Annotated in this window: 20 protein-coding genes and 1 riboswitch; of the genes, 6 read left to right on the top strand and 14 right to left on the bottom strand. The window is 58.4% G+C overall.

Annotation, left to right across the window (positions count from 1 at the left end; all coding sequences use genetic code 11):
* Positions 1–76: 76 nt before the first annotated feature.
* On the top strand, positions 77–1,093 hold the full coding sequence (locus tag AGR13A_RS00100) for a class I SAM-dependent methyltransferase (protein ID WP_080832951.1): 1,017 nt from the start codon (positions 77–79) through the stop codon (positions 1,091–1,093).
* Here AGR13A_RS00100 and AGR13A_RS00095 read toward each other — a convergent pair whose 3' ends face one another.
* Entirely contained in the window at positions 1,094–2,038 is a 945-nt protein-coding gene (locus AGR13A_RS00095; RefSeq protein WP_080832949.1) for an AEC family transporter, read from the bottom strand.
* Positions 2,039–2,526: 488 nt separating this feature from the next.
* Here AGR13A_RS00095 and AGR13A_RS00090 point away from each other — a divergent pair, with 488 nt between their 5' ends.
* Positions 2,527–3,519, top strand: a complete 993-nt coding sequence (locus tag AGR13A_RS00090) for an adenosine kinase (RefSeq protein WP_035219723.1) — start codon at positions 2,527–2,529, stop codon at positions 3,517–3,519.
* On the opposite strand, the gene AGR13A_RS00085 is transcribed toward AGR13A_RS00090, so the two are convergent.
* A complete protein-coding gene (locus tag AGR13A_RS00085; RefSeq protein WP_035219880.1) occupies positions 3,512–4,045 on the bottom strand; it encodes an SH3 domain-containing protein in 534 nt (177 codons plus the stop codon). The genes AGR13A_RS00090 and AGR13A_RS00085 overlap by 8 nt on opposite strands.
* 180 nt (positions 4,046–4,225) lie before the next feature.
* Between AGR13A_RS00085 and AGR13A_RS00080 the strand changes: the two genes are divergently transcribed.
* Entirely contained in the window at positions 4,226–5,230 is a 1,005-nt protein-coding gene (locus AGR13A_RS00080; protein WP_035219725.1) for a 2-hydroxyacid dehydrogenase, read from the top strand.
* 48 nt (positions 5,231–5,278) lie between these two features.
* Positions 5,279–5,968, top strand: a complete 690-nt coding sequence (locus AGR13A_RS00075; protein ID WP_080832945.1) for a hypothetical protein — start codon at positions 5,279–5,281, stop codon at positions 5,966–5,968.
* A gap of 71 nt (positions 5,969–6,039) precedes the next feature.
* Here AGR13A_RS00075 and AGR13A_RS00070 read toward each other — a convergent pair whose 3' ends face one another.
* From AGR13A_RS00070 to recF, 3 genes are read right to left on the bottom strand one after another with little or no spacing between them, the layout of a single operon-like run.
* Positions 6,040–6,516 (bottom strand): GNAT family N-acetyltransferase, encoded by a 477-nt coding sequence (locus tag AGR13A_RS00070; RefSeq protein WP_080832942.1) that lies wholly within the window; start codon positions 6,514–6,516, stop codon positions 6,040–6,042.
* The gene (locus AGR13A_RS00065) at positions 6,513–7,280 is read right to left on the bottom strand and encodes a molybdopterin-synthase adenylyltransferase MoeB (RefSeq protein ID WP_080832940.1); all 768 of its coding nucleotides are present in this window, start codon (positions 7,278–7,280) and stop codon (positions 6,513–6,515) included. The genes AGR13A_RS00070 and AGR13A_RS00065 overlap by 4 nt, the downstream gene beginning before the upstream one ends.
* A 25-nt stretch (positions 7,281–7,305) precedes the next feature.
* Positions 7,306–8,433 (bottom strand): DNA replication/repair protein RecF, encoded by a 1,128-nt coding sequence (gene recF, locus AGR13A_RS00060; protein WP_080832938.1) that lies wholly within the window; start codon positions 8,431–8,433, stop codon positions 7,306–7,308.
* A 152-nt stretch (positions 8,434–8,585) separates the two neighbouring features.
* On the opposite strand from recF, the gene AGR13A_RS00055 reads away from it, so the two are divergent.
* Positions 8,586–9,689 (top strand): alpha/beta hydrolase, encoded by a 1,104-nt coding sequence (locus AGR13A_RS00055; RefSeq protein WP_080832936.1) that lies wholly within the window; start codon positions 8,586–8,588, stop codon positions 9,687–9,689.
* Between the two features lie 29 nt (positions 9,690–9,718).
* On the opposite strand, the gene nrdF is transcribed toward AGR13A_RS00055, so the two are convergent.
* The 8 genes from nrdF to AGR13A_RS00015 all read right to left on the bottom strand — a co-directional run bounded on the left by nrdF (position 9,719) and on the right by AGR13A_RS00015 (position 17,865).
* Positions 9,719–10,693: a class 1b ribonucleoside-diphosphate reductase subunit beta gene (nrdF, locus tag AGR13A_RS00050; RefSeq protein ID WP_080832934.1), complete on the bottom strand. Its 975-nt coding sequence runs from the start codon at positions 10,691–10,693 to the stop codon at positions 9,719–9,721.
* Between the two features lie 16 nt (positions 10,694–10,709).
* Positions 10,710–12,896 (bottom strand): class 1b ribonucleoside-diphosphate reductase subunit alpha, encoded by a 2,187-nt coding sequence (gene nrdE, locus AGR13A_RS00045; RefSeq protein ID WP_139785994.1) that lies wholly within the window; start codon positions 12,894–12,896, stop codon positions 10,710–10,712.
* Entirely contained in the window at positions 12,884–13,282 is a 399-nt protein-coding gene (gene nrdI / locus AGR13A_RS00040) for a class Ib ribonucleoside-diphosphate reductase assembly flavoprotein NrdI (protein WP_020812691.1), read from the bottom strand. Before nrdI ends, nrdE begins: the two co-directional genes overlap by 13 nt.
* A 12-nt stretch (positions 13,283–13,294) precedes the next feature.
* Positions 13,295–13,516 carry a glutaredoxin-like protein NrdH gene (gene nrdH / locus AGR13A_RS00035; RefSeq protein WP_010970634.1) on the bottom strand — a complete coding sequence of 74 codons (222 nt, stop codon included), beginning with the start codon at positions 13,514–13,516 and terminating at the stop codon, positions 13,295–13,297.
* Positions 13,517–13,770: 254 nt separating this feature from the next.
* Positions 13,771–13,994: riboswitch (cobalamin riboswitch) on the bottom strand.
* A 133-nt stretch (positions 13,995–14,127) separates the two neighbouring features.
* A complete protein-coding gene (locus tag AGR13A_RS00030) occupies positions 14,128–14,757 on the bottom strand; it encodes a nucleoside triphosphate hydrolase (RefSeq protein ID WP_080832932.1) in 630 nt (209 codons plus the stop codon).
* Positions 14,754–15,536 carry an ATP-binding cassette domain-containing protein gene (locus AGR13A_RS00025; protein ID WP_003524281.1) on the bottom strand — a complete coding sequence of 261 codons (783 nt, stop codon included), beginning with the start codon at positions 15,534–15,536 and terminating at the stop codon, positions 14,754–14,756. The genes AGR13A_RS00030 and AGR13A_RS00025 overlap by 4 nt, the downstream gene beginning before the upstream one ends.
* Entirely contained in the window at positions 15,536–16,618 is a 1,083-nt protein-coding gene (locus AGR13A_RS00020) for an ABC transporter permease (protein ID WP_003524280.1), read from the bottom strand. The genes AGR13A_RS00025 and AGR13A_RS00020 overlap by 1 nt, the downstream gene beginning before the upstream one ends.
* Before the next feature lie 224 nt (positions 16,619–16,842).
* Complete coding sequence (locus AGR13A_RS00015) at positions 16,843–17,865, bottom strand: sugar ABC transporter substrate-binding protein (RefSeq protein ID WP_003524279.1); 1,023 nt, start codon at positions 17,863–17,865, stop codon at positions 16,843–16,845.
* A 265-nt stretch (positions 17,866–18,130) separates the two neighbouring features.
* On the opposite strand from AGR13A_RS00015, the gene AGR13A_RS00010 reads away from it, so the two are divergent.
* The gene (locus AGR13A_RS00010; protein ID WP_035219752.1) at positions 18,131–19,363 is read left to right on the top strand and encodes an ROK family transcriptional regulator; all 1,233 of its coding nucleotides are present in this window, start codon (positions 18,131–18,133) and stop codon (positions 19,361–19,363) included.
* Positions 19,364–19,415: 52 nt separating this feature from the next.
* Here the strand turns inward: AGR13A_RS00010 and recQ are convergent, their stop codons facing one another.
* Complete coding sequence (recQ, locus tag AGR13A_RS00005; RefSeq protein WP_080836386.1) at positions 19,416–21,224, bottom strand: DNA helicase RecQ; 1,809 nt, start codon at positions 21,222–21,224, stop codon at positions 19,416–19,418.
* Positions 21,225–21,421: the final 197 nt, after the last annotated feature.

Raw genomic sequence — 21,421 nt, 5'->3', positions numbered from 1 at the left:
TTTGTTTTTACGCATTTTCCGGGCGTAAAACCGCGACGCAATTTTACTGGAAATGCTCGATCTTAAGGACGCTCCAATGAGCCGTGACGCCGTCAAAACCCTTTTCCATCCCTTCGCCGCAGAAATGCTCGACATGCCGAAAGAGGGCGAACGCGTTCTGTTTCTGGGAGCAGAAGCCGGCCCACGGCTGGACGGTTTTGATGCGGAGATCGTCGCTGTCCAGCATCTGAGGCCCCTCTACCGGGCCTTGCAGGCTCAGGGCGCAGAGGTCACCCCGGATGTTTCGGGCGAGGACTACGATGCAGCGCTTTTGCTGTGCGGCAAACATCGCGGTGAGAACGAAAACCGCGTCGCCGAAGCACTTTCGCGCGTGAAGGCCGGCGGCCTTATCGTCGCTGCCGGATCGAAGGAAGACGGTATTCTGACGCTGCGCAAGACGCTTGCAAAGCTTGGCATCGAAGCGGAATCGACGCCGAAATATCACGGCGTCGCCGTCTGGCTCAGACGGCCGGACGATGTGTCATCCGCCGTGTCAAAGCTTGCCCAGCATGCCGCCACGGTAGCGGGCCGTTTCACCGCCCTGCCCGGCATGTTCTCACATGACCGGGTGGATGACGGTTCGGAGCTTCTCGCATCGCGCCTGCCGACCGACTTTGACGGCAATGCTGCCGACTTCGGTGCAGGCTGGGGTTATCTCTCGGTCATGCTGGCGGAAAAATCGCCGCGCACGGCCCGCATCGATCTTTTCGAAGCCGACTGGAACGCGCTCGAATTCGCCAAGACCAATCTTCTCGAGAATAATCCGCGGCTGACGGCGCGCTTCTTCTGGCAGGATCTGGCAAACGAACCGCCGAAGGAAAAATACGACCTGATCATCATGAACCCGCCTTTCCATGCGGCGGGGCAGGCGGCGGAACCCGCCCTTGGTCAGGCCTTCATCAAGGCTGCGGCGGGCGCGCTTCGCAGCGGTGGAAAGCTGCTGATGGTTGCCAATCGCGGCATGCCCTATGAGCCGGTGCTCGCGGCGGAGTTCCGCACCAGTGGCGAGGTATGCCGCAACGCACGCTTCAAGATCCTGAGCGCGCAGAAATAATTAGCTCAGCAGCCATGCCCACAGCGACACGGAAAGAACACCGGTCGCCGTGGAAATGCTGATGGTGGAGGCAGCAACGCTGTGGCCGATACCGAAGCGGTTGGCGATCAGCCATGCATTCACCCCCGTCGGCACGGAAGAGGTGAGCACCAGTGCGGCCGTCCATTCCCGGCTTAGACCGAGCCCATGGCCCATGGCCCACACGCAGGCGGGCAGAAGCAGCAGCTTGAAAACCGTCATGGTAACGGCGATCCCGAGATTGCCGCGAATGGTGTATTTCGTCAGCGCCATGCCGAGCGAGATGAGTGCAGCCGGTCCCGCCATGGAGGCGATCTGATCAACCACGGTCTTGAGGATTGGCGTCAGCGTTACACCGGAAACATTGGTTGAAAGCCCGATGAAAAGTCCGATCACCAGCGGATTGGTGACGAGGTTTCGGCCCACCTGCTTGAACACCGCAGCCGTGCTGCGCTTTTCGCCGCCAACCGCCTTGTGTGTGGCGTTCTCCATCAGGATCGTGCCGGCGATCATCATGACCGGCAGGTGAATGGCCAGCAGAATGGACAGGGCGACCAGCCCCTCATCCCCCACGGAGCGCCCGACGAGCGGCAGGCCGATGAAGATATTATTGGCAAAGGCCGAGGAGATGCCGGCTATGACGGCGATGCGGACATCCTGCTTGAAGACATAACGCGTGACGACATGCCCGACCGTCCAGGTCACGGCGACACCCGCAAAATATGTGAGCCATAGGCGAAAAGGCGATGCGCCGTGAAAATTCGCTTCCGCGAGCGTGCGGAAGATCAAAGTCGGCACGGCAATCTTGAACACGAAATCGCTGAGAATCTCGCCGGCATCAGCCCTGAACAGACCGGCCTTGACGGTCAGCCAGCCGATCAGGATGAGAATGAAAATGGGAGCGACGTTCGCGGCAACGGCAGACATGGAGGGAAAGCTTTCGCGGCTTTGCGGGAGATACTCCGCTTTAGAGCGTTTTTCCCGGGAATGAAATCGCGAAAACGCTACGCCGCCTTGTTTTCATGCAATGCGGCAGAACCTTCATGCTATCGAAGCATAAATTGTAGGGCGCTTTTTGCTTAAAGCGCCTCTCCGCTACCTCGTATGATTTTCTAGTCCCTAAGCAATGGACCAAAAGAAAAAGCGGGGTTTCCCCCGCCTTTTGTCATATCCGTTATATGCCGCCAGTACATCCGTGGCGGAGATAACGGTGGAGCCAGAAGACCTCATGTCTGCCATTCAGGTACGCATTCACACACCTTTTGCTCTGACCGGAGTGATAGCTTAACCATATTACAGGCAAATGACGCGTCGCCTTCTCTCGTGGAGAACGGCATATTTCCCCCATGGGCTTTTCTTGAAGCCAGAAATGTTTAAGACCATTTGGAAATACCCACCGCCAACCGGATAGGCCTATGACGAAATTCGACGTACTGACTGTCGGCAATGCCATTGTCGACATCATTTCCCGCTGCGATGATCAGTTTCTGAATGACAATGCCATTACCAAGGGCGCGATGAACCTCATCGATGCTGAACGGGCCGAGTTGCTGTATTCGCTGATGGGACCAGCGCTTGAAGCCTCCGGCGGAAGTGCGGGCAACACGGCAGCGGGCGTGGCGAATTTCGGCGGCAAGGCCGCTTATTTCGGCAAGGTGGCCGAAGACCAGCTCGGAGAAATCTTCCAGCACGACATCCGCGCGCAGGGCGTTTATTTCGAAACGAAACCGGAAGGCACGTTTCCGCCGACCGCCCGTTCGATGATCTTCGTGACCGAAGACGGCGAGCGTTCGATGAACACCTATCTCGGTGCCTGCGTCGATCTCGGCCCTGAAGACGTGGAAGAAGACGTCGTAGCGGATACGAAGGTCACCTATTTCGAAGGTTATCTCTGGGATCCGCCGCGCGCCAAGGACGCTATTCGCGAATGCGCCCGCATTGCACATGAGAACGGTCGCGAAGTCTCGATGACACTGTCAGATAGTTTCTGCGTCGGCCGCTACCGTGAAGAATTTCTCGACCTGATGCGCTCCGGCACGGTGGACATTGTTTTCGCCAACAAGCAGGAAGCGCTTTCGCTCTACGAAACCGAGGATTTCGAGCTGGCGCTGACGAAAATCGCAGCCGATTGCAAGATCGCGGCCGTGACGATGAGCGAAGAAGGCGCCGTTATCCTGCGCGGTACGGAACGCGTGAAAGTGGATGCCTATCCGGTGCATGACGTCGTCGATACGACGGGTGCGGGCGATCTTTTCGCCGCCGGCTTCCTGTTCGGCTACACGCAGGACCGGTCTCTGGAAGATTGCGGCAAGCTGGGCTGCCTGGCAGCCGCCGCCGTTATTCAACAGGTCGGGCCACGCCCCATGTCATCCCTGAAGGTTCTGGGCGCAAAACACGGCCTTATTTAAAGGCCTCGCCCGGGTAAGCGCCCCAGATTTCACCCTGCGACACCCAGCCCGAGGCCTGACCGGCCTCGGCGCGGCACCAGTCACCATTACATTCGCCAATCCTGAAGACGACGCCCGGCTCCAGCCGCGCGATGACGGCAGCGCCTGACTGCGCGTCACGGCGCATGTTCACATAGACATCCTTGCCCTTGCCGCGCATCCAGGGGGCGGCAACGGCCGTGCGCTCACCGGAGAGAAGCGCCTGGTTGACCCAGCCTTCCGTGCCATCGGCATCGCGGATACGCCGCCAGTTTTCATATTCCTGGATGATTTCGACCGGCATGCCCGATTTCATATACATCCAGGATACGGCATAGTCCGTGCTGGGGCCGATACGCATGTTGACACGCTTGGATTTCAGGCTGACAAAACGCGGCAGGGGAAGGCCGCTTGCGCCCTTGGCAGCCCCCTGCGCCATGGCTTCGGTCGCCGCGCCAAGGAGGCCCAAAGACAATGCAATGCAAACGATAGAAACCACACTGCGCATGCCCATTTCCGTTTCCCGCCTTCTGCAAACCGGATGATATTCGAGGAGGCTCGTTTCCACATGCCTCAAGCTTCAGCGAGATTTGTTTGTCTTCGCCGGTGGGTCTGGTAGAAACGCCCTGATTGAAAGAAATTATCGCTCTTTCTGGTTAATGACTTCTGAACAAGGCAGCGGCAAACGATGACCCACAAGAAGAGACCGACAGTCTATATCACCCGCAAATTGCCTGACGTCGTCGAAACCAGAATGCGCGAACTCTTCGATGCCGAACTGAACATCGATGATACGCAGCGAAGCGAAGACGAGCTTGTGGCTGCCATGCAGCGGGTCGACGTTCTGGTGCCCACCGTCACCGACCGCATCACAGCCGCCATGATCGAGAAGGCCGGACCGCAGCTGAAGCTGATTGCGAGCTTTTCCAACGGCATCGACCATGTGGATGTGGACGCTGCCGCCCGGAAGGGCATTACAGTCACCAACACCCCCAACGTGCTGACCGAAGATACCGCCGACATTACCATGGCGCTGGCGCTGGCCGTGCCGCGCCGCATGATCGAAGGCACACGCGTGCTCGCCAATGGTGCGGACGAATGGTTGGGCTGGTCGCCGACCTGGATGCTCGGGCGGCGCATTTCCGGCAAGCGCATCGGCATTGTCGGCATGGGCCGCATCGGAACGGCGGTGGCGCGGCGCGCCAAGGCCTTCGGGCTTTCCATTCATTATCACAACCGCAAACGCGTCAATCCGGCCACCGAGACGGAGCTTGAGGCGACCTATTGGGACAGCCTCGACCAGATGCTGGCGCGGGTGGATATCGTCTCCGTCAATTGCCCCTCGACGCCCGCGACCTATCACCTGATCTCGGCGCGGCGGCTGGCGCTGATGCAGCCGACCAGCTACATCGTCAACACGGCGCGCGGTGATATCATCGATGAAGCGGCGATGATCCAGTGCCTGCGTGAAGGCAAGATCGCCGGCGCCGGTCTCGATGTCTACGAGAACGAGCCTGCGGTGAACCCCAAACTCATCAAACTCGCCAAGGAAGGCAAGGTCGTGCTGCTTCCCCACATGGGCTCGGCAACGATCGAGGGCCGGATCGAGATGGGGGACAAGGTCATCATCAACATCCGCACGCTGTTCGACGGTCACCGCCCGCCGAACCGGGTGCTGCCGGGGCGGAACTGAACCGGCTCAGACAAGGCCTGTCTGATCGTCACATGGAGGGAGCACTCAATGGGAATCCAGGCGAAGTTTCTGCTGCTCATATCCGTCCTGCTCGTTATGGTCAGCGGCCCGGCCCGTGCTGCCCCGCCCTCACCCGAGGAGACCGCGGAACTCTATTATCGCGCCTGGCTGAATTTTGATCGCGCCAGCATGGTTCGCCTTAGCAAGGAATGGGGATCGTCGGGTAGCGGGCAGCGCTACACCGACATGGATCTGGTTGCCAACCCAGTCGCATGGCAGCGCAAATACAAGGGCATGCACGCTCCCAAGGGAACCACGAACGAGCAGTCCGACCAGTTCGCACGGCTCTGGGTCGCCAGCACGGAACGAGTGCGCTGCCAGGCAGAGCCTGCGCGTATCGGCTCCCAATCGCCCACCGGTCTGTCTGTGGCGCGGGTAAAGATGAATTGTTCCCTGCCGGATGTCGGGCCTGTATTCCAGCGGCTGAAGGCAGCCGCAAATGCAGACGATATTGGCGATAAAACCCGCATGCCTTCCGCAAAACTCATGAAGCAGATGGTCGAGGCCACGAAGTCGGCTCCGCTCACCCACAAGGTTACGACGGAAATTCAGCTCGTCAGAGGTCCGGATAAAGGCGTCTGGCAGGTCGGATCGACCGAAGTTCAACCACAGACGGGACTTGACCGCGTCTCTTCTGTCTTTCTTTCCCAAATGCTTAAGTCCGGGCTTTTGCAATAGACGTGTCATGCGTCCATGGACTGTCTTTTTCGACCGTCCCCGACCGGATTGCAGGGCGGAATTCGGCGACCTCAGCCGAGAAATTTGGTCATTTCGATCGAAGTCGTGCGGTCATAACCGGCATGGGCATTTTCGGCGGTCTTCACGAAACCCCAGACGGCGAATTTGGCATGATTGGCGATAAGCTCGATACGAGTTTCCAGCCGCAGCGCCGGTAACGCCAATTCGCGCGCCAGCGCTTCGGCCTGTTCCAGAAGCATCCTGCCGATGCCCTTTCCCTGGACTTTCGGGGAAACACAGAGTTTGCCGACATAAAGACAGGCCGGCGGCTCCGGCCGGCAAAACAGGCAGCCCACAATCTCATCGCCATCAAGCGCAACGAAAGCGATCTCCACCCTCGCCTTCTCCGCCAGATTTTCAAGCGTCAGGCGATTGGCTGAGGATGGCGGGTCGATGACGCCATCCATATAGGCGAAGGAGGACATGATGAGCGTCAGCAATTCCTGCCAGCGATTGAATTCTTCCCCGATCTTGGCGATCTCGATCATGGTTTCTTTCCAGTTGACCGCCGCCTGTAACGGACGGTTTCGAAACGGGCTGAGAGGGCGTCGTAGAGGAGCAGACGGCCGATCAACGGCTCACCGGCACCGGTGATTACCTTGATCGCCTCCATGGCCATGATTGTGCCGATCACCCCGGTCAGCGCCCCGACAATGCCCGTTTCGGCGCAATTCGGAATAAGACCCTGCGGCGGCGGCTCAGGAAACAGATCGCGGTAACCCGGCAAAAGACTGCCATCGGCATTTGCCTCATAGGGTTTCAACACCGTTACAGAACCATCGAAGCGACCGACCGCGCCCGTCACCAGCGGCCTTTTTGCAGCTTCTGCGGCATCGGCTGCGGCATAACGCGTATCGAAATTATCCGAACCGTCGATAAGGAGATCGAAGGATGCCAGATGATCATGCGCCCAGACCTCAGAAAAGCGCTCTTCATAAACAAGAGTACGGACATGCGGGTTGAGCCGGGCAATTGCTTTGCGGGCGCTTTCCGTCTTCAACTCCCCGATCGTGCCGGTATCGTGGATCACCTGCCGCTGGAGATTGGAGAGGGAAACCACATCGTCATCGATCATGCCGAGCGTGCCGACACCGGCGGCGGCGAGATAATGAAGGACGGGCGCGCCAAGTCCGCCGGCCCCGATCACCAGCACGCGCGCCGCCTTCAGCCGCTGCTGGCCGGCACCGCCGATTTCCGGCAGAAGAATGTGGCGCTTGTAGCGTTCGATTTCTTCAGGGCTCAGCGGGTCCATGTCGCACTCCATACTGCCTCTGCCGTCATGCCATGATGCTCCCGTGAGAAACATTGAAGAATTGCGCCCGCTCGCCAAGGGCTGAGAACATGGCCGCATCCGTTCCCGTCATGAAACTCTGGCCGCCGAGCGCGTGAATGAGATCAAACAAGGCGGCGCGCCTTCCTTCGTCCAGATGGGCGGCGATTTCGTCCAGCAACAGAACCGGCGCGTGGCCGGTCATATTGGCCGTCAGCTGCGCATGTGCAAGCACCAGACCGACCAACAGCGCCTTCTGCTCCCCGGTCGAGCAGCGTTCGGCTTCCATGTTCTTTTCCGCATGGCGCACGAAGAGATCGACGCGGTGCGGGCCATCGAGCGTGCGGCCCGCTGCGGCGTCACGATAGCGGCCCTCGCGCAACATCAGGCCATACTCGTCTTCGAGATCGACGGCCGGCCGGTTCAGCATGTCGTCCATGAAACCGGAAAGCGAAAGCGCCGCCGAGGGGAAGGCCGCGTCGCCGGCTCTGCCTTCGATGAGGTTCTTTAAAAGGCCAAGCATTTCATAACGCGCAACGGCCATGGAGATGCCGAGTTCCGCCATCTGCTTTTCGATACCGTCCAGCCAGACCGGATCGAAGCGGCCTTCCGAAAGCAGGCGGTTGCGGCCGCGCATGGCCTTTTCGAAATCACTTGCCCGCCGCCCATGGGCAGGATCGAGCGACAGCACCAGTCGGTCGAGGAAACGCCGGCGGTCAGATGATGAACCCGTAAAAAGGCCATCCATGGCGGGCGTCAGCCACAATACCCGCAGATGGTCGGTCAATTCATCGACGGATTTCACCGGCGTCCCGTTCAGTCTCAGGCGACGCGACACTACCTCGCCATCGCCTTCAATTCCCGTGCCGATGGCGACTTCGCCATCCATACCCTCGACATCGGCGAAGATCGAGAAACCGTTGGCTTCGGCCCCTACCCGCGTCACGTCAGACAGGGTGGCGCGGCGCAGGCCTCTTCCGGGTGAGAGAAAGGAGACGGCCTCCAGGAGATTGGTCTTGCCTGAACCGTTGTTGCCCGTCAGCACCACATGGCGGTCATCGAGCGTGAGCGCAGCCGCCGCGTAATTGCGGAAGTCCGTGAGTTTCAGCCGTAAAAGCGACACCTTGTTCGTCATGTTTACGGCCTAAAACGAAGATGGACGGATAGCAAGGTGGGGAACGTCCGTCCGCACCGAAGACAGCCGCTAGAGTGCAATTCATTCTTCAGTAGCAACTTTTTTAGTCGCCGGTTATTTATGAACCGGTCCTCATCATCGGTAGCCCATTCATGCGCCTGATCTTTTCTCTCTTTCTCGCTCTCGGTCTTCTCTCCTCCTGCGCAGGTCGACCGGGGGCGGATGTGCTGGAAGCCGTCAATACCAGGACCCACGGCACGAAAATCGTGGCCGCCTTCGTGGCGAGCACGCGGGAGAAAAACACGGACGCAAAAAAGGGCTTCGGCACGGCGCGGGCAATGGAGCCGAACTACGCCAGTTTCGATATTTCCATTCCGCCCACCCATAAAAGCGGAAAAATCGAATGGGCCAGCGGCAAGCCCGACCCGAAAAAGGATTTCGTCGTTACCAGGGCCGATATGCTGACGAAGACGCGCTTTAATGCCGATCTTGGCGACATAGCCCGCTCCGGCAAGCAGATCGCACTTTTCGTACACGGCTATAATTACAGTTATCAGGAAGCCCTGTTCCGCGCGGCGCAGATGGCCGCGGATGCCAATATGAACGGCGTGCCGCTGGTCTTTTCCTGGCCCTCACAGGCCTCTGTCGCCGGCTATGTGGCCGACAAGGAGTCCGCGACCTTTTCACGCGATGCGCTCGCTGCAATGTTGATCGATCTTACCCGGCAGACCCCGAAGAAAAGCGTCGTCGTGTTCGGGCACAGCATGGGCGGCTGGCTGGTCATGGAGGCGCTGCGGCAATTGCGCTTCCAGGGCAGAAACGATGTCATCGCCAAGCTGCAGGTGGTGCTGGCTGCGCCCGATATCGATGCCGATGTCTTCCGCAAGCAGATCGAGGTTGTCGGCCGGCTCAGCCCGCCGCTCACCGTTCTCGTTTCCAAGGATGACCGTGCGCTGAAAGCCTCTTCCATCCTTGGTGCCGACGTTACCCGTATCGGCGCGCTGGATGTCACCGATCGCCAAGTGCAGGAAGCCGCCCTTAAGGAGGGCGTGCAATTCGTCGACATCTCCAATCTGAAGGCATCGGACCCCCTCAACCACGACCGCTATGCGGCGCTGGCCTCCATGGTGCCGCAACTTGAGGCAAGCAGGCGCGGAGGTGATATCAACAGCGCCGGAGCCTTTGTTTTCGATGCGATCGGCGCCACCGTTGCCAGCCCCTTCCGCCTTGCGAGCCAGGTGGTGAACCCGCAATAGTTTTTGCGGGTCCTGCCGACAAACCGGTTTCAGAAATCCCAGTCTTCGTCTTCGGTCGCAACCGCCTTGCCGATGACATAGGACGAGCCGGAGCCGGAAAAGAAGTCGTGGTTCTCGTCGGCATTGGGCGAGAGCGCCGAGAGGATTGCGGGGTTGACCCGGCAGGCCTCGGACGGAAACAGCGCTTCATAACCCAGATTCATCAATGCCTTGTTGGCATTGTAATGCAGGAACTGCTTGACGTCCTCAGTCAGGCCAACGCCGTCATAGAGGTCTTCGGTATATTTCGCCTCGTTGTCATAAAGCTCGAGCAAGAGATCGAAGGCGAAGTCCTTGATTTCCTGTCTCTTTGCCTCGCCCAGACGATCCACCGCCCGCTGGAATTTGTAGCCGATATAATAACCATGCACGGCCTCGTCGCGGATGATGAGGCGGATCAGGTCCGCCGTGTTGGTGAGCTTGGCGCGGCTTGACCAGAACATTGGCAGGTAAAAGCCGGAATAGAACAGGAAACTTTCCAGAAACACGCTGGCGATTTTTTTCTTCAGCGGATCGCCGCTGTCATATTCCCGCATGATGAGCGCGGATTTGCGCTGCAGGAATTCGTTTTCCTCCGACCAGCGATAGGCGTCGTCAACGTCAGGCGTGAGGCAGAGCGTCGAGAAGATCGACGAATAGGAGCGGGCGTGCACCGCCTCCATGAAGGAGATGTTGGAAAGCACCGCCTCTTCATGCGGCGTTGCCGAGTCCTCCATCAGGCGCACCGCGCCGACACCGTTCTGGATGGTGTCGAGCAATGTCAGGCCGGTGAAGACACGGATTGTCAGTTTCTGTTCTTCCGGCTTCAGCGTTCCCCAGGAGGGGATGTCGTTGGAGAGCGGCACTTTTTCCGGCAGCCAGAAATTCGAGGTCAGGCGGTTCCAGACTTCGAGATCCTTGTCGTCCTCGATGCGGTTCCAGTTGACCGCGCGGATGCGGGACGCGGGTTTTACGGCGATGTTCATTGTCTTGTCCCTCAATTCAGAGCGTGCAGGAAACGCAGCCCTGAACCTGCGTGCCTTCCAGCGCCATCTGGCGCAAACGGATGTAGTAGATGGTCTTGATGCCCTTCTTCCAGGCATAGATCTGCGCCCGGTTGATATCGCGCGTCGTTGCCGTATCGCGGAAGAACAGCGTCAGCGACAGGCCCTGGTCGACATGCTGGGTCGCGGCCGCATAGGTATCGATGATCTTTTCAGGGCCGATCTCATAGGCGTCCTGATAATATTCGAGATTGTCGTTCGAGAGATAGGAAGCCGGGTAATAAACGCGGCCGATCTTGCCCTCTTTACGGATTTCGATCTTCGAGACGATCGGATGAATGGAAGATGTGGAGTGGTTGATATAGGAGATCGAACCGGTGGGCGGTACGGCCTGAAGGTTCTGATTATAGAGACCCGATGCCATCACGTCCTGCTTCAACGCTGTCCAATCTTCCTGCGTTGGAATGGCGATGCCGGCTTTTTCGAACAGCTCACGGACCTTTTCGGTCGCAGGCAGCCATTCCCGGTCGGTATATTTGTCGAAATAGTCGCCCGAGGCATATTTGGAGTTCTTAAAGCCCTTGAAGCTCTGGCCCCGTTCCACGGCCAGCCGGTTGCTGGCGCGGATGGCGTGATAGGTCACCGTGTAGAAATAGATATTGGTGAAATCGACGCCTTCTTCGGAACCATAAAAGATGCGTTCGCGCGCCAGATAACCGTGCAGGTTCATCTGGCCCAGCCCGATGGCGTGGCTGGCATCATTGCCCTTTTCCACCGAAGGAACGGAGGAAATGTGGCTCATGTCCGATACCGCCGTCAGCGCCCGGATGGAGGTCTCGATCGTCTTGCCGAAATCGGCCGAATCCATCGCCGAGGCGATGTTCAGCGAGCCGAGATTGCAGGAAATATCCTTGCCCATATGGCTATAGGAAAGATCGGCATTAAATTCGCTTGCCTCGCTGACCTGCAGGATTTCCGAGCAGAGATTGCTCATGCTGATACGGCCAGCGACCGGATTGGCGCGGTTCACCGTGTCCTCGAACATGATATAGGGGTAACCGCTCTCGAACTGGATTTCGGCGATCACCTGGAAGAATTCGCGCGCCTTGATCTTCTTCTTGCGGATGCGGCTATCGGCAACCATTTCATGATATTTTTCGCTGACAGAAATTTCGGTCAACGGCACGCCATAGACCCGCTCCACATCATAGGGCGAGAACAGATACATATCCTCATTGTTACGGGCAAGTTCGAAGGTGATATCAGGGATCACCACGCCGAGCGACAGGGTCTTGATGCGGATTTTCTCGTCGGCATTTTCGCGCTTGGTATCGAGGAAGCGCATGATATCCGGGTGGTGGGCATGCAGATAGACCGCGCCGGCACCCTGTCGCGCACCAAGCTGGTTGGCATAGGAAAACGAATCTTCCAGCAGTTTCATCACTGGAATAACGCCGGACGACTGGTTTTCGATCTGTTTGATCGGCGCTCCGAATTCGCGAATATTGGTCAGGGACAGCGCCACGCCGCCGCCGCGCTTGGAAAGCTGCAGGGCCGAATTGATGGACCGGCCGATGCTCTCCATATTGTCTTCCACACGCAGCAGAAAACACGAGACCAGTTCACCACGACTCTTCTTGCCGGCGTTGAGGAATGTCGGCGTTGCCGGCTGGAAGCGGCCTGAAATGATTTCATCGACCAGATTGCGGGCGAGCTGCTCATCGCCACGCGCAAGGGCCAGCGCCACCATGCAGACGCGATCCTCGTAACGCTCCAGATAACGTTTTCCGTCGAAGGTCTTCAGCGTGTAGGAGGTGTAATATTTGAAAGCGCCGAGAAAGGTCGGGAAGCGGAATTTCCGGGCATAGGCCTCGTCATAGAGGTCACGGACGAAATTGAAGGAATACTGGTCCAGTACCTCCTGTTCGTAATATCCCTCCGTCACCAGATAATCGAGCTTTTCCCTGAGGTTATGAAAAAAGACGGTGTTCTGGTTGACGTGCTGGAGAAAATATTGCCGGGCGGCAAGGCGATCCTTGTCGAGCTGGATCTTTCCGTTCTCGTCATAGAGGTTCAGCATCGCGTTCAGCGCGTGGTAGTCCAGTCCCGTATCAACCGGTTTCTGGCTTGCAGCTACCGGCTGTTTGGCGTCCTTGCGCAGCGCGCCTGAGGTCAGCGTGTCCAAAATCGTTCCAATCCATGTTTGACGTTGGCGACATCTTCCTCCGTGCCGAGAAGCTCGAAGCGATAGAGAAACGGCACTGCGCATTTGCGCGAGACGATATCTCCGGCGGATGCGAAAGCTGCGCCAAAATTCGTGTTTCCCGCCGCGATGACGCCGCGAATGAGATTTCGGTTGGAGGGCTCGTTCAAAAACCGGATGACCGGCTTCGGCACGGCCCCTTTGGTGCCGCCGCCCCCATAGGTGGGGGTGACCAGCACATAGGGCTCGGACACATGGGGAACATCTTCCTCAACGCCGAGCGGCAGGCGAAACAGACGCCGTCCCAGTTTCAGAAGGAAACGATGGGTGTTTTCAGAGCGGCTGGAATAATAGACGATCAGGCCCATCGCCCCGCCGCCTCAGCTGATCGAGCCGATCATATCCGGCCGGAAACCCGCCCAATGGCGCTCACCGGCGACGACCACGGGAACCTGCATGTAACCGAGACCGCGGACGTGATCGAGCGCATCCGTATCTTCGGAGATATCGATGATCTCATAGGGGACGCCGATGCGGTCGAGGGCGCGATAAGTGGCGGTGCATTGGACGCAGGCGGGCTTGCTGTAAACGGTGACGGTCATAATTTCCTCTTTCGAAGCCGGTTTCGGACACGGCTCAACATTGCCGATTGCAATCGCAATCGGGCGGCGATGGATCTGTCATTAGAGTGGGCGCGCGGCTTTTAGCCGCGTAAAATCATTCCCTACGCCGACGAGCGCAGCAACTCAAACAAATGCACTGGCATGACTTCACCCCGAAGCTTGTTCTGGAGGGGGCAGAAAAGGGCGCACGCAAATCATTTGCGTCATACACCTTCCTCCGGACACCCCGCCCGTGGACGTTTGCGCTCAAGGCAGGTCTCCTGACTTGCGGGTCACAACATCTATTCCGGCCTTCCCGGAGCTTTTGGCTCCAGTGACCCAAATCGGAACGATGCTCACCGCTTACAGTTGCGGGGGCAGTTTCGGCCTTGCTCCGCCATGATGGCGTTACGCACCGAATTCCCGTCTTAGCTCCCAATCCTTGCGAATCGGAAGAACCTCGAACACCACATATAGTATATGAGGAAATTTTCGCGTCAATAAATAGACACACAAAAGCCCCACCCTGTGGATCAAAAAGATTCAACACATGGTCAACAAAGGCTTAACGGCACATGCGTGCCGCCGCTCAAACAGGGAAAAGCGTTAATCTATTCCCAGATATCGATGTGAATATCAGCGGGACGGGCGTTTTCGATCACCCTTTTTCCGTTCGGAAGATCGTTTTCGAAAAGTTTGGCGTGGATCTCAGCCTCGTCGAGACCGTAGCCCTGCCACCTTTTCCGCAGCCTCTCCTCCAGCACCTCGACGGACGGCCCGACAAAAATGGTGAGGTCGAAGCTTTTGGAAAGAGTTGTCCATGGCGCCTCGTCCAGCAGCAGATAATTGCCTTCAGCGAGGATAAAGCGTGTTTCCGGCGCAATCGCCCGGGCAGACGCTATGGCGATTTCACGGGAGCGGTCGAAAACCGGAACAAGCACCTCCTGCCCGCCCTTGCGGACGGCGGAAACGATATCGAGGAAACCGCGCACGTCGAATGTTTCCGGCGCGCCTTTTCGCGGCAGCAGCCCCCGCTCTTCAAGGATGCCATTGTCCATATGGAAGCCATCCATGGGCAGGACGGCGGCCGTTTCGCCCCGTGCCAGCAAAGCATCACAAAGGGCATCCGCCAGCGTGGATTTGCCGGCCCCAGGGGGACCGGCAATAGCGACGATAAAACGGGACTTACCTTCTGCCCGCCGAAGAACGTCCTCGGCGATCGTTTCAAGCTTCAGCGTCATGCGGCAAGCGTTTCCTTCGGCGCTTCCTTGGCGCCGGTCATGAAGGCGACGGCGTCGGACATGGAGTAGTCCTTCGGATTGATGACGCACAGACGCTTGCCAAGCCGATGGATATGAATGCGATCCGCGACCTCGAAGACATGCGGCATGTTATGCGAGATGAGAACGATCGGCAGGCCGCGCGAGCGCACATCCAGAATAAGCTCCAGAACACGGCGGCTTTCCTTGACACCAAGTGCTGCCGTCGGCTCGTCGAGAATGACGACCTTGGAGCCGAAGGCCGCTGCACGCGCCACGGCCACACCCTGACGCTGGCCGCCGGAGAGGGTTTCCACTGCCTGATTGATGTTCTGGATCGTCATCAGGCCGAGTTCCGACAGTTTCTCGCGGGCGAATTTTTCCATGGCCGGGCGGTCCAGCGCCCGGAACAGGCTGCCCTGAATGCCGGGTTTGCGGATTTCCCGGCCGAGAAACATATTGTCGGCTATGGAAAGCGCCGGCGACAGGGCGAGGTTCTGATAGACCGTCTCGATGCCAGCCTTGCGCGCCTCGATCGGCGAGCGGAACTGCACTGGCTGGCCTTCCAGCCGGATTTCCCCTTCATCGGGTGTTACCGCACCGGAAATCGCCTTGATGAGAGAGGATTTGCCGGCGCCGTTATCGCCGATTACGGCCAGGATTTCGCCCGGATAGAGATCGAAATCGGCATGGTCGAGGGCCGTCACACGACCATAGCGCTTGACGAGATTGCGTGCTGTGAGAATGGGTTCTTTTGCCATCAGCCTGCTACCTTTCTGATCCACTGGTCGATTGCGACAGCCATGATGATGAGGACGCCGATCAACAGATAGGTCCATTGCGGGTCTGTTCCGATAAGCCTGAGGCCGAGCGAAAAGACGCCGACGATCAGGGCGCCGAAAATCATGCCCATGATGGAGCCGCGTCCACCGAACAGCGACAGGCCGCCGATAACCACTGCGGTAATGGATTCGATATTGGCGAATTGACCGGCGGTCGGCGAAACCGAGCCGATGCGGCCGATGAGGGCCCAGCCAGCGAAGGCGCAGATGAGGCCGGACAGTGTGTAAACGGTCGTCAGCATGCGCTTGACGTTGACACCGGCAAGTTCTGCGGCATCCGGATCGTCACCGACAGCATAGAGATGGCGGCCCCAGGCGGTGCGGTTCAGCACATACCAGAGCAGGGCGACGAGCAAGACCATGGCAATGACGCCATAGGTGAAGACCGCGCTGCCGACACGGATATTGGCGCCGAAGAATTGCAGGATCGGCGCCTGCTGGGCGATATCCTGGGCGCGGATCGTCTCGTTTGCGGAATAAAGGAAGTTGGTCGCCAGTACGATCTGCCACATACCAAGCGTGACGATGAAGGGCGGCAGGCGCATGCGCGAGACCAGAATACCGTTGATGAAGCCGCAAAATGCGCCGACGGCAAGGCCACAGAGAATGGAGAGCTCCGCCGGCAGACCGTAACGGAAGGTGAACTGTCCCATGATAACGGAAGACAGGACCATGATCGCGCCAACCGACAGGTCGATGCCCGCCGTCAGGATGACCAGCGACTGCGCCGCGCCGACAATACCGACGATGGCGACCTGCTGCAGAATAAGGGTCAGCGTGAAGGCGGAGAAAAACTTGCCGCCGAGAAGCAGGCCGAAAACAATCAGCGACAGCACCAGAACAATAAGCGGAACGGCCGCCGGGCTGGAGTGGAGAAAGTGCTGCAGTTTTTCCAGCACGCTCTTGTCGTGCGTATCGAAAGCGGCGACCTGCGTCGAACTTCCCGAAAGCACTTTTTCAAATTCATTATGCGGCTGAGCCCGCACCGGCTGATCGCTCATGGATTTTCCTCCCGATCGCTCTATCGCACCAGCCCTGACAACGGGGTCTATCTCAAAAGAGAATGATGCGTAGATTTCAAAGTGTTGTGAAGCGGCCTATGCCATCCCCGCAGGACGCGTGACGCGCTCGTTTGTTCCTTTGTCCGATCCCCCGGATCGTGCCTGAATCATTCTCGTCCAAGGGCGGGGGCACGAATGCCCCCGCGGGTTTCAACGGTGAGGCATCAGCCCCAGCACTTGTTGAGACCTTCCTTCGTATCGATGGAGTCGAGACCCTTAACCGGCTTGTCCGTTACCAGCGTCACGCCGGTATCGACGAAGTTCTTGCCTTCGGTCGGCTTCGGCTTTTCACCCGTGTCGGCAAACTTCTTGACGGCTTCCACGCCGAGAGCCGCCATCAGCAGCGGATATTGCTGCGAGGTCGCGCCGATCACGCCTTCCGCGACGTTCTTGACGCCGGGGCAACCGCCATCGACGGAAACGATCAGAACATCCTTTTCACGGCCGACCGCCTTCAGCGCCTCATAGGCACCGGCTGCCGCAGGTTCGTTGATGGTGTGGACGACATTGATGGTCGGGTCCTTCTGCAGCAGATTTTCCATCGCCGCGCGGCCGCCTTCTTCGTTACCATTGGTGACATCATGGCCGACGATGCGCGGATCGTTTTCATCGCCGATCTTGTTGATGTCCTTCACGTCGATGCCAAAGCCCTTCATGAAGCCCTGGTTGCGCAGCACATCCACGGTCGGCTGGGAGGGGGTGAGGTTGAGGAAAGCGATTTTCGCATCCTTGGCCTTGTCGCCGAGGCTGCCGGCAGCCCATTTGCCGATCAGCTCACCGGCCAGGAGGTTGTCCGTGGCAAAGGTGGAATCAGCGGCGTCGACGGGTTCGAGCGGCGTATCGAGGGCGATGACCAGAAGACCGGCATCACGCGCCTTCTGCACGGCCGGAACGATGCCCTTGGTGTCCGATGCGGTGATCAGAATACCCTTGGCGCCATCGGCGATGCAGGTCTCAATGGCGGCTACCTGGCTTTCGGAATCACCATCGATCTTGCCGGCATAGGATTTCAGCGTCACACCAAGTTCTTTAGCCTTGGCGGTCGCGCCTTCCTTCATCTTGACGAAAAAGGGATTGGTATCGGTCTTGGTGATGAGGCACACCGATGTATCGGCGGCGGACGCGACGGAAGCGAAAGAAACGCCAAGCGCAAGCGCGCCCAGAAGAGCGGAAACAGTGGTCTTCATTTGATCCTCCCAATGGATATTTAAGCACCGTGACGGTTACTCGACGATCTCGTCTCCTCCGAGAACAGCGACCGTTGGCACAGATGGAACCACCAAAGGAAACGGCTGTCAATAAATAAATCCGATTGAATTATTAATTCCATATGGCATTCTAATAGGCGGCAGGGAGGAATATCGCCGCGTCGTTTAACGTTGCGATAGCAAGATTGCCATAAAGCCTGCTTGTATCGGTCGCGACGGATAGGGCGGGCGGGAGGATGATATTATGAGACAATCTGTCGAAACGGCGCCGCCTGCGCCGCCCACAATCATGGATATGAGCGGCGGCGCCAACCAGATCGGAGTGCGCGCCTATAATGAGCGGCTCGTCCTGTCGCTCGTTCGCCGGCATGGCGGATTGTCGAAAGCGGAAATCTCCAGGCTGTGCGGTCTCTCGGCACAAACTGTCTCCGTCATCATGCGCTCGCTTGAAAAAGACGGGCTTCTCATTCGGGGTGAAAGACTGCGCGGCAAGGTGGGACAGCCATCAACACCGATGCGCCTCAACCCCGACGCTGTCTTTTCTTTCGGCGTGAAGATCGGCCGGCGCAGCGTCGATCTTGTGCTGATGGATTTTGTCGGCCGCATCAGGCTCAAGCTTCGCAGAACCTATCCCTATCCGCTGCCGGAATGGATATTGCCCTTCGTGGTCGAGGGCATCGCGGAACTCGAGGCAAAACTGTCTCCGGCCGAGCGACAAAAAATCGCGGGCGTCGGCATCGCCGCTCCGTTCGAATTGTGGAACTGGGCGCAGGAGGTGGGCGCACCGCAGATCGAAATGGAGCGGTGGCGGGATGTTGATATCCGTTCGGAAATTGCAGGAAGCATCAGCTACCCGGTCTTTCTGCAGAACGATGCGACCAGCGCCTGCGGCGCCGAACTGGTTTTCGGAGCTGGTCAGAACTATGCCGATTTTCTCTATATCTTCATCGGATCCTTCATCGGCGGCGGCGTCGTTTTGAATTCGGCGCTATTTTCCGGCAAGACAGGCACCGCTGGTGCTATCGGCCCTCTGCCCGTGCAGGGGCAGGATGGCAATACAGTGCAGCTTCTGAAAATCGCCTCCATCTTCGTTCTGGAAAACATGCTGCGTGAGCGGGGCATCGATCCGCGCCCACTGTGGTTTTCGCCGGACGAGTGGGTCGATTTTGGCGAGCCGCTGGAAAGCTGGATCGGTAAAACCGCTGCTGCGCTTGCGCAAGCCGTTATCGCGGCAGCCTCCATCATCGATTTTTCCAGCGTCATCATCGATGGCGGCTTTCCCGACTGGGTCAGGGCGAGAATAGTCTTCGCCACCCGGCTTGCCCTCAAGCATCATGATCTTCAGGGTGTCACAATGCCGGAGATCATCGAAGGTGCGGTTGGCAGCCAGGCCCGGGCCATAGGGGGAGCAAGCCTGCCCCTGTTTTCCCGTTACCTCATCGATCAGAACGTCCTGTTCAAGGACACGACGGGCTGAGGCTTCCGGCTTCCTCTATGTTTGCTTCCGGTTCTTTGCCGGATTCAGACGATCACTCGCTGGCAGCATGTTCCGTGATCGCCTCCAGAAAGGCGGGACCGTAGCGTTCCAGCTTGGTCTCTCCAACGCCGGGGATTTGTGCCATTTCCTTCACCGAGGCTGGTTTTACTGCTGCAAGCTCAATGAGCGTCTTATCGTGGAAAATCACATAGGGCGGAACGTTCTGTGCGCGGGCGATCTCCATACGCTTTGCACGCAGTGCTTCAAAGAGACTGCGATCAGCCTCCGGCAAAGCCGTGGCAGCCGGAGTGCGGGGCGTCTGTTGCCGCATCGAACGGGGAGCCGACGGTATCCTCAACATCAGGGAAGGCTTTTCGCGCAGGAAGCGCCTTCCCTCCTCAGAAATTGACAAGCCGCCATGCCCCGACAGATCAACCTCAATCAGGCGCAGCGCAACCAGCTGGCGCAGGATGGCTCGCCAGGTGCGATTGTCATGCTCTTTGCCGATACCGTAAGTCGTGATTTGATCGTGCCCGAAACTGGAAATTCGCTCGTCCACCATTCCAAGCAATACACGGATGACATAGGCTTGGCCGAAACGCTCGCCGGTGCGATAAATGCAAGAGAGCAACTTCTGTGCGGCGATGGCTCCGTCAAACAGGGCGGGCGGTTGCGCACAGGTGTCGCAATTGCCACAGGGTTCGCACCGGTCGCCGAAATAGGACAGTAGTACCTGCCGCCGGCAACCGGCCGTTTCCGCCAAGCCGAGCAGTGCATCAAGCTTTTGGCGCTCCATATATTTGCGCTGGTCCGCTGCGTCCGACTCTTCGATAAATCGGTTACGCAAAGCGATGTCTTCATAACCATATAGCATCAACACCTCGGACGGCAGACCATCACGGCCGGCACGCCCGGTTTCCTGATAATAGGCCTCGATGCTGCCGGGCAGATCGATATGAACCACGAAGCGAACATCCGGCTTGTCGATGCCCATGCCGAAAGCCACCGTCGCGACGATGATGACCGCCTCACCGTGCTGGAAACGTGTCTGGTTCGCTTCGCGGGCAGATTTGTCCATGCCGGCATGATAAGGCAGCGCATCACGTCCCTCCTCCCGAAGCCATGCCGCCGTTTCATCGACCTTGCGTTTGGAGAGGCAATAAACGATACCGCTTTCGCCTTCACGGCCCTCAAGAAAACGCTTCAGCTGCGCGCGGGGATTATCCTTCTCCATAATCGCGTAGCGGATGTTCGGGCGATCGAATCCGGCAATGAAAGCATCCTTTTCATCGATGCCCAGATGGCCGAGAATCTCGGTGCGGGTAGGCTCGTCGGCCGTCGCCGTCAGCGCCATGCGCGGGGTATTCGGAAAACGCTCGATCAGCATGTCGAGCTGGCGATAGGGCGGGCGGAAGTCATGCCCCCATTGCGACAAACAATGAGCCTCATCGACCGCGATCAGCGACAGATCAATGGATTGAAGCGCGTCGAGGACATCGGGTTTGAGAAGGGTTTCCGGTGCGGCATAAAGAATATCTACCTCACCGGCCCGCATGGCCTGCCAGAGCGCCCGGCGGCCTTCCGGGGAAAGATCGGAATTAAGAGCCTTCGCCCGCACACCGGCCTGGCGCAATGCCGCCACCTGATCAACCATCAGCGCAATCAACGGCGATACGATCAACCCCATCCCCTCACGGGCGAGCGCCGGGATTTGATAACACAGCGACTTTCCGCCGCCTGTCGGCATCAAGACGAAAGCATTATTGCCAGCCATCACATGCCGGATGATCTCCGCCTGCCGTCCACGGAACGTATCGTAGCCATAAATGGTCTTGAGAATCTGCAACGGATCTGCGGTCACGACGATTTCTTCCGAGTTGGGCGGCGGTTCGCGCATCATGGCCAAATCCGGTTTCATCGCAATGTCGAAAGACGGAATTGACGCAGAAACACGATTGGGATTGGGCCATCACCCTCATCCTTTGTTGGCGGGGCAGAGCACGCGGAGCTTGAAACGAAAAAACTCCCGGCGCGTTTGCTCCGGGAGTTATGAATGAT

It is taken from the genome of Agrobacterium genomosp. 13 str. CFBP 6927, from assembly GCA_900012615.1.
In the GTDB taxonomy this organism is placed as follows: Bacteria; Pseudomonadota; Alphaproteobacteria; order Rhizobiales; family Rhizobiaceae; genus Agrobacterium.
Note: the sequence above shows the minus strand (reverse complement) of the source record. Positions and strands in the feature narration are given on the sequence as shown.

Bases quoted from the DNA above. Each gene is read 5' to 3' on its own strand.
- AGR13A_RS00100 (WP_080832951.1), top strand. From the start codon at position 77: ATGAGCCGTGACGCCGTCAAAACCCTTTTCCATCCCTTCGCCGCAGAA.
- AGR13A_RS00095 (WP_080832949.1), bottom strand. From the start codon at position 2,038: ATGTCTGCCGTTGCCGCGAACGTCGCTCCCATTTTCATTCTCATCCTG.
- AGR13A_RS00090 (WP_035219723.1), top strand. From the start codon at position 2,527: ATGACGAAATTCGACGTACTGACTGTCGGCAATGCCATTGTCGACATC.
- AGR13A_RS00085 (WP_035219880.1), bottom strand. From the start codon at position 4,045: ATGCGCAGTGTGGTTTCTATCGTTTGCATTGCATTGTCTTTGGGCCTC.
- AGR13A_RS00080 (WP_035219725.1), top strand. From the start codon at position 4,226: ATGACCCACAAGAAGAGACCGACAGTCTATATCACCCGCAAATTGCCT.
- AGR13A_RS00075 (WP_080832945.1), top strand. From the start codon at position 5,279: ATGGGAATCCAGGCGAAGTTTCTGCTGCTCATATCCGTCCTGCTCGTT.
- AGR13A_RS00070 (WP_080832942.1), bottom strand. From the start codon at position 6,516: ATGATCGAGATCGCCAAGATCGGGGAAGAATTCAATCGCTGGCAGGAA.
- AGR13A_RS00065 (WP_080832940.1), bottom strand. From the start codon at position 7,280: ATGGACCCGCTGAGCCCTGAAGAAATCGAACGCTACAAGCGCCACATT.
- recF (WP_080832938.1), bottom strand. From the start codon at position 8,433: ATGACGAACAAGGTGTCGCTTTTACGGCTGAAACTCACGGACTTCCGC.
- AGR13A_RS00055 (WP_080832936.1), top strand. From the start codon at position 8,586: ATGCGCCTGATCTTTTCTCTCTTTCTCGCTCTCGGTCTTCTCTCCTCC.
- nrdF (WP_080832934.1), bottom strand. From the start codon at position 10,693: ATGAACATCGCCGTAAAACCCGCGTCCCGCATCCGCGCGGTCAACTGG.
- nrdI (WP_020812691.1), bottom strand. From the start codon at position 13,282: ATGGGCCTGATCGTCTATTATTCCAGCCGCTCTGAAAACACCCATCGT.
- nrdH (WP_010970634.1), bottom strand. From the start codon at position 13,516: ATGACCGTCACCGTTTACAGCAAGCCCGCCTGCGTCCAATGCACCGCC.
- AGR13A_RS00030 (WP_080832932.1), bottom strand. From the start codon at position 14,757: ATGACGCTGAAGCTTGAAACGATCGCCGAGGACGTTCTTCGGCGGGCA.
- AGR13A_RS00025 (WP_003524281.1), bottom strand. From the start codon at position 15,536: ATGGCAAAAGAACCCATTCTCACAGCACGCAATCTCGTCAAGCGCTAT.
- AGR13A_RS00020 (WP_003524280.1), bottom strand. From the start codon at position 16,618: ATGAGCGATCAGCCGGTGCGGGCTCAGCCGCATAATGAATTTGAAAAA.
- AGR13A_RS00015 (WP_003524279.1), bottom strand. From the start codon at position 17,865: ATGAAGACCACTGTTTCCGCTCTTCTGGGCGCGCTTGCGCTTGGCGTT.
- AGR13A_RS00010 (WP_035219752.1), top strand. From the start codon at position 18,131: ATGAGACAATCTGTCGAAACGGCGCCGCCTGCGCCGCCCACAATCATG.